The 15,404-nt window shown below is 46.5% G+C and carries 11 protein-coding genes; all 11 read right to left on the bottom strand.

Annotation, left to right across the window (positions count from 1 at the left end; all coding sequences use genetic code 11):
• Positions 1–90 precede the first annotated feature (90 nt).
• A complete protein-coding gene (gene fusA, locus CWI78_RS12835) occupies positions 91–2,214 on the bottom strand; it encodes an elongation factor G (RefSeq protein ID WP_126783197.1) in 2,124 nt (707 codons plus the stop codon).
• A 28-nt stretch (positions 2,215–2,242) separates the two neighbouring features.
• Positions 2,243–2,713: a 30S ribosomal protein S7 gene (gene rpsG, locus CWI78_RS12830; protein WP_126783196.1), complete on the bottom strand. Its 471-nt coding sequence runs from the start codon at positions 2,711–2,713 to the stop codon at positions 2,243–2,245.
• 72 nt (positions 2,714–2,785) lie between these two features.
• Positions 2,786–3,160, bottom strand: a complete 375-nt coding sequence (gene rpsL, locus CWI78_RS12825; protein WP_006956845.1) for a 30S ribosomal protein S12 — start codon at positions 3,158–3,160, stop codon at positions 2,786–2,788.
• A 207-nt stretch (positions 3,161–3,367) separates the two neighbouring features.
• The gene (rpoC, locus tag CWI78_RS12820; RefSeq protein WP_126783195.1) at positions 3,368–7,603 is read right to left on the bottom strand and encodes a DNA-directed RNA polymerase subunit beta'; all 4,236 of its coding nucleotides are present in this window, start codon (positions 7,601–7,603) and stop codon (positions 3,368–3,370) included.
• 72 nt (positions 7,604–7,675) lie between these two features.
• Positions 7,676–11,704, bottom strand: coding sequence for a DNA-directed RNA polymerase subunit beta (rpoB, locus tag CWI78_RS12815; RefSeq protein WP_126783194.1), 4,029 nt, complete (start codon positions 11,702–11,704; stop codon positions 7,676–7,678).
• Between the two features lie 216 nt (positions 11,705–11,920).
• Complete coding sequence (rplL, locus tag CWI78_RS12810) at positions 11,921–12,295, bottom strand: 50S ribosomal protein L7/L12 (RefSeq protein WP_126783193.1); 375 nt, start codon at positions 12,293–12,295, stop codon at positions 11,921–11,923.
• 54 nt (positions 12,296–12,349) lie between these two features.
• A complete protein-coding gene (gene rplJ, locus CWI78_RS12805) occupies positions 12,350–12,868 on the bottom strand; it encodes a 50S ribosomal protein L10 (RefSeq protein ID WP_126783192.1) in 519 nt (172 codons plus the stop codon).
• A gap of 270 nt (positions 12,869–13,138) precedes the next feature.
• Positions 13,139–13,834, bottom strand: coding sequence for a 50S ribosomal protein L1 (gene rplA / locus CWI78_RS12800; RefSeq protein WP_126783191.1), 696 nt, complete (start codon positions 13,832–13,834; stop codon positions 13,139–13,141).
• Positions 13,835–13,837: 3 nt separating this feature from the next.
• On the bottom strand, positions 13,838–14,266 hold the full coding sequence (gene rplK, locus CWI78_RS12795; protein WP_011233603.1) for a 50S ribosomal protein L11: 429 nt from the start codon (positions 14,264–14,266) through the stop codon (positions 13,838–13,840).
• Positions 14,267–14,404: 138 nt separating this feature from the next.
• Positions 14,405–14,944: a transcription termination/antitermination protein NusG gene (gene nusG, locus CWI78_RS12790; RefSeq protein ID WP_126783190.1), complete on the bottom strand. Its 540-nt coding sequence runs from the start codon at positions 14,942–14,944 to the stop codon at positions 14,405–14,407.
• Between the two features lie 2 nt (positions 14,945–14,946).
• Complete coding sequence (gene secE / locus CWI78_RS12785; protein ID WP_126783189.1) at positions 14,947–15,327, bottom strand: preprotein translocase subunit SecE; 381 nt, start codon at positions 15,325–15,327, stop codon at positions 14,947–14,949.
• Positions 15,328–15,404 lie beyond the last annotated feature (77 nt).

The raw sequence follows: 15,404 nt of genomic DNA, 5'->3' as shown, positions 1-15,404 counted from the left end.
GCTTCGAACGTTCAAATTTTTCTTTAGACATGATATATCCTCAAACTTAAGTTAAAAGCCCGGCCTCGAAAGAACCGGACCAGACCTTACTTATTTAGCGTTACGCTCAGCCATTACTTTTTCAGCAATGTTGTTTGGTGCTTCAGAGTATTTCAGGAACTCCATAGAGTAGGATGCACGACCCTGCGTTTGAGAACGCAAGTCTGTCGCATAACCGAACATCTCTGATAGTGGTACTTGAGCATTAACTGCTTTCAAGCCACCCGGAGCTTCTTCCATACCGTCAATAAGACCGCGACGACGGTTTAAGTCACCCACGACATCACCCATAGATTCTTCCGGAGTGATGACTTCAACTTTCATCGTTGGCTCTAACAATGCTGGGTTAGCTTTTAATGCACCTTTTTTGAAGGCCATGCTACCAGCAATTTTAAACGCCATTTCAGAAGAGTCGACATCGTGGTAGGAGCCGTCATACAGCGTCGCTTTAACACCCAATACAGGATAGCCAGCCAAGACGCCTTGTTGCATCTGTTCTTGGATACCCTTGTCTACTGCAGGGATGTACTCTTTCGGTACAACACCACCCACAATTTCGTTAACGAATTTGTAAATAATGTCATCGCCGTTAGCGTCTTCTTCGATCGTCATAGGCTCAAGTTTGACCCACACGTGACCGAATTGACCGCGACCACCTGATTGACGTACGAATTTACCTTCGACTTCGACAGACTCACGAATTGCTTCACGGTAAGCAACCTGAGGCTGACCTACGTTACATTCAACCTTGAATTCACGTTTCATACGGTCAACGAGGATATCAAGGTGAAGTTCACCCATACCAGAAATGATTGTCTGGCCAGATTCTTCGTCAGTCTTAACACGGAACGATGGATCCTCTGCTGCCAGTTTACCTAAAGCAATACCCATTTTTTCCTGGTCAGCTTTAGTTTTTGGCTCTACTGCAACCGAAATAACCGGTTCAGGGAATTCCATACGCTCAAGTGTGATTTTGTTGTTCGGATCACACAGGGTGTCACCTGTTGTAACGTCTTTAAGACCAATCAGTGCCGCGATGTCACCAGCGCGAACTTCTTTGATCTCTTCACGACTGTTTGAGTGCATCTGTACCATACGGCCAACGCGTTCTTTTTTGTTCTTAACTGGGTTAACAACACCGTCACCCTGGTTCAATACACCAGAGTAAACACGAACGAACGTTAACGTACCAACAAATGGGTCCGTCGCAATTTTAAACGCCAGAGCTGAGAATGGCTCTTCATCAGACGACTTACGTACGCCTTCAGATTCATCATCCAAAATACCGGTAATAGGCTTAACTTCTGTTGGTGACGGCAAGTATTCAATAACAGCGTCAAGCACTGCCTGAACACCTTTGTTTTTGAACGCCGAACCACAAGCAACCAGACAGAGGTCATTAGCCAGAGTACGAATACGCAAGCCTTGCTTGACTTCGTCTTCTGTTAATTCACCTTCTTCAAGGTATTTGTTCATCAACTCTTCGTTAGCTTCAGCCGCGGCTTCTACTAACTCAGCGTGATATTTTTCACAGTCATCAACCATGTCAGCAGGGATATCTTCATAAGTGAATGAAGTACCCATATCTTCTTCGCTCCAGTTAATGAACTTCATTTTAACTAAGTCCACAACACCACGGAAGTTGTCTTCCGCGCCGACTGGTAACTGCATTGGAACAGCCTGAGCTGCCAAACGCGTTTTCATTTGGTGAACAACAGATAGGAAGTCTGCACCTGCACGGTCCATCTTGTTGACGAATACCATGCGAGGAACTTCATATTTGTTTGCCTGACGCCAAACTGTTTCAGTTTGAGGCTGAACACCAGATGATGCACAAAGTACAACAACAGCGCCATCAAGAACACGCAATGAACGTTCAACTTCGATGGTGAAGTCAACGTGTCCGGGAGTATCGATGATGTTGACACGATGCTCAGGGAATTGCTTGTCCATACCCTGCCAGAAACAGGTGGTAGCTGCCGACGTGATAGTAATACCACGCTCTTGTTCTTGCTCCATCCAGTCCATGGTGGCTGCACCATCGTGCACCTCACCAATTTTGTGAGACAAACCAGTATAAAACAACACACGTTCAGTAGTGGTTGTCTTACCGGCGTCTACGTGAGCACAGATACCGATGTTACGATAGCGCTCTATGGAAGTTTTACGAGCCACAATAAACTCCTTCTAGGTTAACTGTGAATTACCAGCGATAGTGAGCAAACGCTTTGTTTGCTTCAGCCATGCGGTGAACGTCTTCACGTTTCTTCACAGCAGACCCTTTGTTCTCTGATGCATCTAGCATTTCAGCTGCCAGACGCTGCGACATTGATTTTTCACCACGGGTGCGCGCTGCATCAACTAACCAGCGCATAGCCAGTGCGTTACGACGTACCGGACGAACTTCAACCGGAACTTGATACGTTGAACCACCAACACGACGAGATTTAACCTCGACCGTTGGGCGAACGTTATCTAATGCTGTATCAAAGATTTCCAGATGATCTTTACCTGACTTGTCTGCCAGGATGTCCAATGCACCGTAAATAATTTTTTCAGCGACTGCTTTTTTGCCGTCAACCATGACGACATTGATAAACTTGGCCAACAATTCAGATCCGAACTTAGGATCTGGAAGGATTTTACGTTGACCTATGACGCGTCTTCTTGGCATCTCAATATTCTCCGATTAATTCAGGGTTTTACCCAAAACGTACGACAGTTTGGCCTTACTAACGGAGAACCGTTAAGACTTAGGCCGCTTCGCGCCGTACTTAGAACGACCTTGTTTACGGTCATTAACACCAGAGCAGTCAAGTGCTCCGCGTACTGTGTGATAACGCACACCTGGCAAGTCTTTTACACGACCGCCACGAATTAGTACGACTGAGTGTTCTTGTAAGTTGTGACCTTCGCCACCGATGTACGAAGAAACTTCGTAACCGTTAGTTAAACGAACACGGCAAACTTTACGCATTGCAGAGTTCGGTTTCTTTGGCGTAGTTGTGTAAACACGGGTACATACACCGCGTTTTTGAGGGCACGCTTCAAGAGCCGGAACGTTGCTTTTAACAACGGGCTTTTGACGGCCTTTACGCACCAGCTGATTAACTGTTGCCATTCATTACTCCTAGTTTAGTTGATGTCGCTTTTTACCACGTGTAATAGAGCGTGAAAAATCGCTTTTTTCCGACCACTGAAAGTCAGATCCCGAAAATCGGGAGCCGAAATTCTAATGGTCATATTTTCACCTGTCAAGGCTATAAAAAAGAAGCCGGCACTTTTACAGTACCGGCTTCTGTACACGAACGTTAAAAACGTTCGCTAATTATTCTGCAGAATCGTCACCTGCAGAACTATTTCCAGCATTTAAGGCATCCGCTAATTGTTGCTCAGCCTGCTCTGCAGTCATATTAGGCTCGATATCAACATTCAGTTCATCCAGTCGACGCTGCATGCGCTCTTTGTGATATGAGTAACCTGTACCTGCAGGAATCAGACGACCAACAATTACGTTTTCTTTCAGTCCACGTAAGCTGTCTTTCTTACCACCAACGGCTGCTTCGGTAAGAACTCGCGTTGTTTCCTGGAACGAAGCCGCTGAAATAAAGGATTCAGTCGACAACGATGCCTTGGTAATACCCAACAACTGACGTTCAAATGTTGCTGGTACTTTACCGTCCGCTTCCGCTTTCGCGTTAGCCGCTAACACCTCTGCCATTTCAACCATCTCGCCTTCAAGCAAGTTCGTATCGCCAGCACGTAAAATCAGTGCTTTACGTAACATTTGGCGAACGATAGTTTCAATGTGCTTATCGTTAATTTTTACACCTTGCAAGCGATAAACTTCCTGCACTTCGTTAACGATGTAGTTAGCAACGGCGCTAACACCACGCAAGCGTAAAATATCGTGCGGTGCTTCAGGGCCATCGGCAATCACTTCACCTTTAGTCACTTGTTCACCTTCAAACACGTTCAGCTGACGCCACTTCGGAATCATCTCTTCGTGCTGAGTGCCGCCATCTGTCGGTGTGATCAGTAAGCGGCGTTTACCTTTGGTTTCTTTGCCGAAGGAAACCGTACCGGTTTTCTCTGCAAGAATTGCTGGTTCTTTTGGCTTACGCGCTTCGAACAAGTCAGCAACACGTGGCAGACCACCGGTAATATCGCGAGTCTTAGACCCTTCCTGCGGAATACGCGCTAAGGTATCACCAATTCTAACCTCAGAATTATCTTCCAGGTTAATGATGGCGTTACCCGGCAAGAAGTATTGTGCCGGAATGTCAGTACCTGCGATGTTGACGTCTTTACCTTTACTATCAACCAGTTTCACCATCGGACGCATGTCTTTACCGGCACTGGTACGTTGACCAGTCTCAAGTACGACAATGCTTGAAAGGCCTGTCAGCTCATCTGTTTGACGCGTCATAGTGACGCCATCAATCAAATCAACAAACTTGATACGACCTTCTACCTCGGTGATGATTGGGTGCGTGTGTGGGTCCCAGTTTGCAACAGTTTCGCCGCCATCGACTGAGTCGCCTTCACCTTTCTTCAATACTGCACCGTAAGGTACTTTATAGCGCTCGCGCTCACGGCCATACTCATCAGTCAGAGTTAACTCTGTAGAGCGTGACGTAATAACGTGTGCTTTATCGCTGTTCACAACCCATTTCGCATTGTGTAACTTGATGGTACCCGGATTTTTCACCTGGATGTTGTTTTCTGCTGTTGCACGAGACGCCGCACCACCGATGTGGAAGGTACGCATGGTTAACTGTGTACCCGGCTCACCGATTGACTGTGCTGCAATAACACCAACCGCTTCACCTTGGTTAACCATATGGCCACGAGCCAGGTCACGACCGTAACAGTGAGCACAAACACCAAAATCTGTATCACAAGTAATAACCGAGCGAACTTTCACTTCGTCAATGGAATTCTCTTCCAACAGGTCACACATTTTTTCATCAAGCAATGTGTTACGTGGAAGCAGCTCTTTCTTGCTACCCGGCTTCATAACCGGCTCACAAAGAACACGACCCAGTACACGTTCACGCAACGGCTCTACAACGTCACCACCTTCAATCAGCGGTTTCATGTAAAGACCTTCGTATGTACCACAGTCTTCTTCCATGATCACAACGTCTTGAGAAACGTCGACCAGACGACGCGTCAGATAACCTGAGTTCGCTGTCTTCAGTGCGGTATCGGCCAAACCTTTACGAGCACCGTGCGTGGAGATGAAGTACTGAAGTACGTTCAAACCTTCACGGAAGTTAGCAACGATTGGGGTTTCGATGATGGAGCCATCTGGCTTAGCCATCAAACCACGCATACCGGCCAACTGACGAATCTGCGCGGGGCTACCACGAGCGCCGGAGTCTGCCATCATAAAGACGGAGTTAAATGACGCTTGTTCTTCGTCTTCGCCATCTTTATTTTTTACAATCTCTTTCGACAGATTATCCATCATCGCTTTCGAGACTTTCTCGTTAGCGGTTGACCAAATATCGATAACTTTGTTGTATTTCTCACCAGCGGTTACCAAACCTGACTCGAACTGTTCCTGAATTTCAGCCACTTCTTCTTCTGCTGCAGAAACAATCTCTTTCTTCGCTTCAGGGATAACCATGTCATTGATACCGACCGAACTACCTGAAACCATTGCGTAATGGAAACCGGTATACATAATTTGGTCAGCAAAAATAACCGTGTCTTTCAAACCAAGGTCGCGATAAGCCTTATTCAACATACGGCCGATAGGTTTTTTACCCATAGCCTGATTGATCAATTCAAAAGACAAGCCTTCTGGCATAATCAATGACAGGATTGCACGACCACAGGTGGTGTCACGCAATTCTGTTTTGGTAGTACGGTTACCGTCATCGTCAACTGTCGTATCAGTGATACGTACCTTAACGCGGCTATGTAATTCTACCTGACCCGTACGATAAGCCTTCTCTGCTTCGTTCGGATCTTTAAAGATCATACCTTCGCCTTTGCCGTTGATTTTTTCTTTGGTCATATAATACAGACCAAGTACAACGTCCTGCGAAGGAACGATAATTGGATCACCACTTGCCGGCGACAGCACGTTGTTGGTTGACATCATCAACGCACGTGCTTCCAACTGAGCTTCTAAAGTCAATGGCAAGTGCACAGCCATTTGGTCACCGTCAAAGTCGGCGTTATAAGCCGCACAGACCAATGGATGCAATTGAATCGCTTTACCTTCAATCAGTACCGGTTCAAACGCCTGGATACCCAAGCGGTGAAGTGTTGGTGCACGGTTAAGCAGTACTGGGTGCTCTTTGATGACTTCATCAAGTACATCCCAAACTTCTGCTGTTTCACGCTCAACCATTTTCTTCGCTGCTTTAATGGTTGTCGCTAAACCACGGCGCTCTAATTTACCGTAGATAAATGGCTTGAACAGTTCCAGAGCCATCTTCTTAGGTAGACCACACTGGTGCAGGCGCAATTTAGGACCAACGGTGATAACCGAACGGCCTGAGTAGTCAACACGTTTACCCAGCAAGTTCTGACGGAAACGACCCTGTTTACCTTTGATCATGTCGGCCAAAGATTTCAGAGGACGCTTGTTGGAACCGGTAATAGCACGACCACGACGGCCGTTATCTAACAACGCATCAACTGCTTCCTGAAGCATACGTTTTTCATTGCGCACAATAATATCTGGTGCAGCAAGGTCTAACAGACGCTTCAAACGGTTATTACGGTTAATAACGCGGCGGTACAAGTCGTTAAGATCGGATGTAGCGAAACGACCACCGTCAAGCGGTACCAACGGACGTAAGTCTGGTGGCAGAATTGGAAGCACTTTTAAAATCATCCATTCAGGCTTGTTATTCGATGCCTGGAATGCTTCAAGTAACTTCAGTCGTTTGCTAATTTTCTTACGCTTGGTTTCTGAGTTGGTCTCAGGTAACTCTTCACGCAATTTTTGTACATCACCATCGATATCAACAGCACGTAACAGATCCAGAACGGCTTCTGCACCCATTTTTGCGTCGAACTCATCACCGTGCTCTTCAAGCGCGTCTAGATATTCGTCTTCAGTCAGGATTTGCCCCTGCTCAAGAGACGTTAAGCCGCCTTCAGTCACCACGTAAGATTCGAAATATAGTACACGTTCGATGTCACGCAGCGTCATATCCAGCATTAAACCAATACGCGACGGTAATGATTTAAGGAACCAGATGTGTGCAACCGGGCTGGCCAGCTCAATGTGACCCATACGCTCACGACGTACCTTGGTCAGTGTCACTTCAACGCCACACTTCTCACAGATAACACCACGGTGCTTCAGGCGCTTGTATTTACCACACAAGCATTCGTAATCTTTTACCGGCCCAAAAATACGAGCACAGAACAAACCATCACGTTCTGGTTTAAAGGTACGGTAATTAATAGTTTCAGGTTTTTTCACCTCACCATATGACCAACTACGGATCATATCTGGAGACGAAAGAGCGATGCGAATACCATCAAACTCTTCTGCCTGATTCGTCGGCTTTAAAAGCTTCAGCAAGTCTTTCACGATTTATCTCCTGTCGGAGTTCAACCTACGGGGAGCGCAAGCACTCCCCCAATTTATTCCAGCAACAGCGTCTTAGTTCTGTTCTAGCTCGATATTGATGCCCAGCGAGCGGATTTCTTTCAACAGTACGTTGAAGGACTCCGGCATTCCCGCTTCCATCTGCAAGTTGTTGTCAACAATGTTTTTATACATCTTCGTACGACCGTTCACGTCGTCCGACTTCACTGTCAACATTTCTTGCAAGGTATAAGCCGCACCATATGCTTCCAATGCCCAGACTTCCATCTCACCGAAGCGCTGACCACCAAACTGAGCTTTACCACCCAGTGGTTGTTGAGTAACCAAGCTGTACGAGCCAGTTGAACGTGCGTGCATCTTATCGTCGACCAAGTGGTTCAGTTTGAGCATATACATGTAACCAACGGTTACGTCACGCTCAAATTTATCACCAGTACGACCGTCAAATAACGGAATCTGACCAGATTCAGGTATGTCTGCAAGCTTCAACAGTGCTTTAATCTCTTCCTCTACTGCACCATCAAATACTGGTGTAGCAGTCGGTAGACCGGCTTTCAAGTTACCGGCTAAACGCATCACTTCATCATCAGAAAACTCGCCAATATCCACTTTCTGACGGCTTTCACCTAAGTCATAAACTTCTTGTAAGAAGTCACGTAGCTCTTTGATAGCACGTTGCTGTTTCAGCATTTTTTCGATCTTGCTACCAATACCGCGAGCTGCCATGCCTAAGTGTGTCTCGAGGATCTGACCGATGTTCATCCGCGAAGGTACACCCAGCGGGTTCAATACGATATCGACCGGGTTCCCTTCGTCATCATGTGGCATATCTTCCACAGGAATGATGGTTGAGATAACACCTTTGTTACCGTGACGGCCAGCCAGTTTATCACCAGGCTGAATGCTACGACGTACCGCTAAGTAAACCTTAACAATTTTCAGAACACCCGGTGCTAAGTCGTCACCTTGAGTGATCTTACGGCGCTTAGTTTCAAACTTAGTATCAAAGTCTTCACGAATTTGCTGATACTGTTCGGCAATTTGCTCTAACTGAGCTTGAGCGTCTTCGTTACCTAAGTCCTGTGTTAACCAATTTGCACGATCCAGGCTAGCCAGCTTGGCTTCATCAAAGCCATTGCTTAACAACAGATTACGAGCACGGTTGTAAATACCTTCTTCAAGAATCTTAAATTCTTCTGTCAGGTCTTTCTTAACCTTAGCTAACTGCATTTCTTCAATCGCTACCGCACGCTTATCTTTTTCTACGCCGTCACGAGTGAATACTTGCACGTCAATAACCGTACCGTTAACACCATTTGGAACACGCAGTGAGCTGTCTTTAACATCAGACGCTTTCTCACCGAAGATAGCTCGCAAGAGTTTCTCTTCTGGTGTTAACTGCGTTTCACCTTTAGGTGTTACTTTACCAACCAGAATGTCGCCGCCGTTAACTTCTGCACCTACGTAAACTACACCAGACTCATCCAGTTTGCCTAATGCAGACTCACCAACGTTTGGAATATCAGAGGTAATTTCCTCAGCACCTAACTTGGTATCACGAGCAACACAATTCAGTTCTTGAATATGAATGGTTGTCATCCGATCTTCTTGCGCGACACGCTCAGAAATCAGAATCGAATCCTCGAAGTTATAACCGTTCCACGGCATGAAGGCCACGCGCATGTTCTGACCCAGTGCTAATTCACCTAAGTCAGTTGACGGACCGTCAGCTAAAACGTCACCGAGCGTTACAGGTTCACCTGGGTTCACGGTAGGCTTCTGGTTAATACAAGTGTTCTGGTTCGAACGCGTGTACTTAGTCAGGTTATAAATATCGATGCCCGCTTCACCTGGGACCATTTCTTCTTCGTTAACCTTAACCACGATTCGACTGGCGTCGACGTAATCGACCACGCCGCCACGCTTAGCAACAACGGTCACACCAGAGTCAACAGCGATAGTGCGTTCGATGCCTGTACCGACTAACGGCTTATCAGCGCGAAGTGTTGGTACGGCCTGACGCTGCATGTTCGAGCCCATCAGCGCTCGGTTAGCATCATCGTGTTCAAGGAACGGAATCATACTTGCTGCAATAGAAACGATTTGCTGAGGTGCAACGTCCATGTACTGGACCTGCTCTTTACTCATCAGCGTAAATTCGTTTTTATGACGACAAGGAACTAAATCTTCCGTCAACTCGCCTTTATCGTTCAGACCTACGTTCGCCTGTGCGATAACGTAATTGCCTTCTTCGATAGCCGACAAATAATTCACGTCGTCTGTTACAACACCGTTCTCAATGCGACGATAAGGCGTTTCTAAAAAGCCGTATTCGTTTGTGCGCGAGAATGTCGACAACGAGTTGATCAGACCGATGTTCGGTCCTTCTGGTGTTTCGATTGGACACAAACGACCATAGTGCGTCGGATGTACGTCACGAACTTCGAAGCCTGCACGTTCACGAGTCAAACCACCCGGACCTAAAGCAGAGATACGACGTTTGTGCGTCACTTCTGACAGTGGGTTGTTCTGGTCCATGAACTGCGACAATTGGCTGGAACCAAAGAACTCTTTAACCGCGGCACTAATAGGCTTCGCGTTAATCAGGTCTTGTGGCATGGTGTTATCTAAATCACCCAGCGACAAGCGTTCTTTAACCGCACGTTCTACACGTACCAGGCCGACGCGGAATTGGTTCTCTGCCATTTCGCCGACTGAACGTATACGACGGTTACCCAGGTGATCGATGTCATCAACTTCATCTAAACCGTTACGGATTTCGATGAGCTTTTTCATGACTTCGACGATGTCTTCTCTGGACAACGTGTTATCACCGCTTAAGTCTTCACGACCTAAACGACGATTAAACTTCATGCGACCGACTGTTGATAAATCGTAGCGTTCTTCGCTGAAGAACAAGTTATCAAACAGAGTTTCTGCAGCTTCACGCGTTGGTGGCTCGCCCGGGCGCATCATGCGATAGATTTCAACCAAAGCTTCTAAGCGATTGTTACTTGAATCTACACGCAAGGTTTCGCTCATGTAGGGACCGTGATCCAAATCATTCACGAACAGCGTTTCAATTTTCTTAATACCCGCTTCGCTAAGCTCGGCGATAAGCTCAAGTGTCAGCACGTCATTTGCGTGACCAACCACTTCGCCAGTTTTCTTATTCGCGTAGTCTTTCGCTAATACTTTTCCGACCATGTACTCTGCCGGCACTTCCATCTCTTTAATATCCAGCTGTTCTAACTGGCGGATGTGACGTGCGGTGATACGACGGCCTTTTTCGACCAGCACTTCGCCTTCAGCACCTTTAATGTCAAACTTGGCAGTTTCGCCACGCAGACGCTCAGGCACTAACTGCATCTTCACCTTAGTCTTAAGGATCTCGAAGTACGTAGTGTCGAAGAACATATCGAGAATTTCTTCGGTGCTGTATTCCAGTGCACGAAGAATAATTGACGCCGGTAATTTACGACGACGGTCGATACGTACAAAAACGTTGTCTTTAGGATCAAACTCAAAATCCAACCAAGAGCCACGGTAAGGAATAACACGCGCGTTATACAGGACTTTACCTGACGAGTGAGATTTACCTTTGTCGTGATCAAAGAACACACCTGGTGAACGGTGGAGCTGAGAAACGATAACTCGCTCTGTGCCATTGATAACGAAGGTTCCGTTTTCTGTCATTAACGGAATTTCGCCCATGTACACTTCTTGTTCTTTGATGTCTTTAACTGTACCGGCAGCTGCTTCTTTATCAAACAGCACCAGACGCAGCTTCACACGCAATGGTGCTGAGTAGGTAATGCCACGGATTTGACATTCTTCAACGTCAAACGCCGGCTCACCCATGTGATAACTGACGTACTGCAGTTCCGCATTACCAGAATAACTGGCAATAGGAAAGACCGAACGAAAAGCCGCTTCCAGACCATTATTGGCTTCTGGATCGACTTCAATAAATTTCTTAAATGAATCAAGCTGCATAGACAGCAAATAAGGAACTTCTAAGACCTGAGGTCGTTTACCGAAATCCTTACGAATACGTTTTTTTTCAGAGTAGGAGTACGCCATGGGGTTCCTCAGCTAGCTGATTGATGACCCTAACCAACGAGTGGTTCGATGGTTAAAAACAGATTAATCTTTTATCTGTCGATCCCGTTGTTATTTTTTCGCTCATCTGTATCCAACGTCGGGCAAAATGATACAAGCGATACAGCGCAAAAAGGCTGGTGGTTAATTAACCACCAGCCCAAGGCCTAAAAGGCCATATGTCGTACAAAAGTGAAATTACTTAACTTCAACTTCCGCACCAGCTTCTTCAAGCTGCTTTTTCAGCTCTTCAGCTTCGTCTTTGCTTACACCTTCTTTAACTGCTACTGGTGCAGACTCAACCATAGCTTTAGCTTCTTTCAAGCCAAGGCCAGTTGCGCCGCGAACAGCTTTGATAGCGGAAACTTTGTTTGCGCCAGCTGCTTTCAGTACTACGTCAAATTCAGTTTGTTCTTCAGCTGCAGCTTCGCCGCCTGCTGCTGGAGCAGCTACTGCTACTGCTGCAGATGCGTCAACGCCGAACTTTTCTTCAGCTGCTTCGATCAGTTCAACCAGTTCCATTACTGGCATTTCAGCGATCGCGTTTAAGATGTCGTCTTTAGTCAGAGCCATTACTCTAAACTCCTGGGTTTATAATTACAAAAAAATGGTTAAAAAACCAACGTATTATTTAGCGTCTTTAATTGCTGCCAACGTTCTAACGAACTTGCTAGGTACTTCGTTAACTGTTTTAACGAATTTGCTAACTGGTTCTTTGAAGGTGGCGAGCAATTTAGCCAATGCTTCGTCACGAGTCGGAAGTGAAGCAACTGCGTCCAATTTTTCTGGACCCATGATGCCGTTACCGATTGACAGAGCTGTCACTTGCAAGTTCTTGTTTTCTTTTGAGAAATCTTGGAACAAACGAGCTGATGTGCCCGGAGCGTCCATTGAAAACCCATAAACAAGAGGTCCTTTAAGTGCATCGCCCATGTCTTCAAACTGAGTGCCCTCAAAAGCGCGTTTTGCTAGCGTATTTCGTACAACTTTAACGAAAATACCCTGCTCGCGAGCTTTTTTGCGCAGCGCAGTCATATCGGCTACTTCGATGCCTCGATATTCAGCAACGGTGACGGCTAGCGCATTTGAAGCAACGTCGTTAACTTCCTTAACGATGGCTTTCTTTCCGGCTAAACCAATTGCCACTGATATCACCTCGTTTTCAATTTGGGACCGAAGTCCCTCGTTACAATTAGGTGGGATAAACCCCACCGCGTTGTCACGGTGATTCTCTACCCAGAGAGCCTGAGTCGGATATCACCATCTGCGTAGGAAATTAAGTGCCACTACTCGATATTCTGAGATTCTCGCGGTACACCTACGGTCTTGGACGGGAGCCTTGTTTTGCTGCGCCTTAGCAACGCCACGGCAGCTCCAACCCATAAACCATTACACTGACTTTTTAACTGGCGCGAATTAAACCGCTGCTACAGTTGCCTGGTCAATGCTAACACCAGCGCCCATTGTCGTAGACAGGCTGATGCGTTTTAAGTAAACACCTTTAGCTGAAGAAGGCTTCGCTTTCTTAAGAGCCGCCAACAATGCTTCAAGGTTTTCTTTCAATTTGTCATTATCGAAATCGACACGGCCGATTGTTGCGTGAACAATACCGTTTTTGTCGTTACGATAACGAACCTGACCCGCTTTAGCGTTTTTAACCGCTGTTGCTACGTCAGGCGTTACTGTACCTGTTTTCGGGTTAGGCATCAGGCCACGTGGACCTAAGATTTGACCTAATTGACCAACAACACGCATTGCGTCAGGTGATGCGACGACTACGTCGAAGTTCATTTCACCTTTCTTAACTTGTGCCGCTAAGTCTTCCATACCGACGATATCTGCACCCGCTTCTTTCGCTTTTTCTGCATTATCACCTGAAGTGAATACAGCAACACGAACGTCACGGCCAGTACCGTTTGGCAGTACCGTAGCACCACGAACGTTTTGGTCAGATTTACGAGCATCGATGCCTAAGTTTACTGCAACATCAACACTTTCAGTGAATTTTGCCGTTGCTAACTCTTTTAACAGAGTGATTGCTTCATTCACATCGTAATCGCGGGCTTCAACTTTCTCTGCGATCATACGAGCGCGTTTTGTTAATTTAGCCATTGATTAGCCCTCCACGTTCAAGCCCATCGCGCGAGCAGAGCCGGCGATAGTGCGTACAGCTGCGTCCATATCGGCAGCAGTCAAGTCTGGTTCTTTCGTTTTCGCAATTTCTTCTAACTGCGCGCGAGTTACCGTACCAACTTTCTTGGTGTTCGGCTCGCCTGAACCACTTTTGATACCAGCCGCTTTCTTCAATAAGAAAGACGCAGGAGGCGTTTTGGTAATAAATGTGAATGAACGGTCTTCGAATACTGTAATTTCGACAGGAACCGGAGCACCTTTTTCCAGGCTATCGGTCTGCGCGTTAAACGCTTTACAGAATTCCATGATGTTCACACCGTGCTGACCCAATGCAGGACCAACTGGCGGTGACGGGTTAGCTGAACCAGCAGCTACCTGTAATTTGATAATGGCCGATACTTTCTTCGCCATGATAATTACCTCTGTTGTGGGTTTAACGCCTCGTAACTTTTCAGAGGAAAGTTACTCCAACGGCTTCCCGTTAAAAAAGGACGCGAATTATAAGTGACTTCGCGCCATAGATCAATCTTTGTCTTGCTGCTTTTTTGATCAGGCTTTTTCTATCTGACCAAACTCAAGCTCAACTGGAGTTGCCCGGCCGAAGATCGAAACCGATACCGTAACACGGCTCTTCTCGTAATCGACTTCCTCAACCGTACCATTGAAGTCGGCAAATGGTCCGTCGTTAACGCGGACGACTTCACCAGGTTCAAATAACGTTTTCGGCTTAGGCTTATCTGCCGAATCTTGTAAGCGATCCAAAATGGCGTCGGCTTCTTTCTTTGAGATAGGAGTAGGACGGTCGCTACTGCCACCAATAAAGCCAAGTACACGAGGCACACTCTTAATTAGGTGCCATGCGTCTTCATCCATGTCCATTTCAACCAGCACATAACCCGGGAAGAATTTGCGCTCACTTTTACGGCGGACACCGCCACGCATTTCAACCACTTCTTCTTTTGGCACCAGAATCTCACCGAACTTATCTTCCATGCCATGCATTTTGATGTGTTCTTTCAGAGATTCCGCAACTCGTGCCTCATAACCGGAAAAAGCTTGTACGACGTACCAACGTTTCTGTTCGCTCATAGTTAAAACTCCAGTCCGGTTAGGAAGCCAACGAGGCGCACCAGGATGCCATCAAGGCCCCAAAGAATAAGTGCCACAATGACAGTCGCAATAACAACAATCAGTGTTGTCTGAGTAGCTTCCTGACGCGAAGGCCAAACGACCTTTCGTACTTCGGTACGGCTCTCTTTAGCAAACGTCAGGAATGTTCTTCCCTTAGTCGTCGTGCTGGCAAAGAAACCTGCTAAGGCCACTAAAATAACCACAGCAATTGCACGGTATAAAACCGACAACTCTTCGGTGTAATAGTGATTACCGCCAATAGCAACAACTAAAAGGGCGATTGCGATTATCCATTTCAAACTGTTCAACGAACTGCTTTGCGTCTCGTTATTTGCGCTCATTCTTTAATCCTAGTTGCGACCGGTCTTCGCTTTGAATCAATAAAATCTGGCAGGGGCGGAGGGATTCGAACCCCCAA

The sequence above is a fragment of the Idiomarina ramblicola genome (assembly GCF_003987255.1).
GTDB lineage: Bacteria > Pseudomonadota > Gammaproteobacteria > Enterobacterales > Alteromonadaceae > Idiomarina > Idiomarina ramblicola.
Note: the sequence above shows the minus strand (reverse complement) of the source record. Positions and strands in the feature narration are given on the sequence as shown.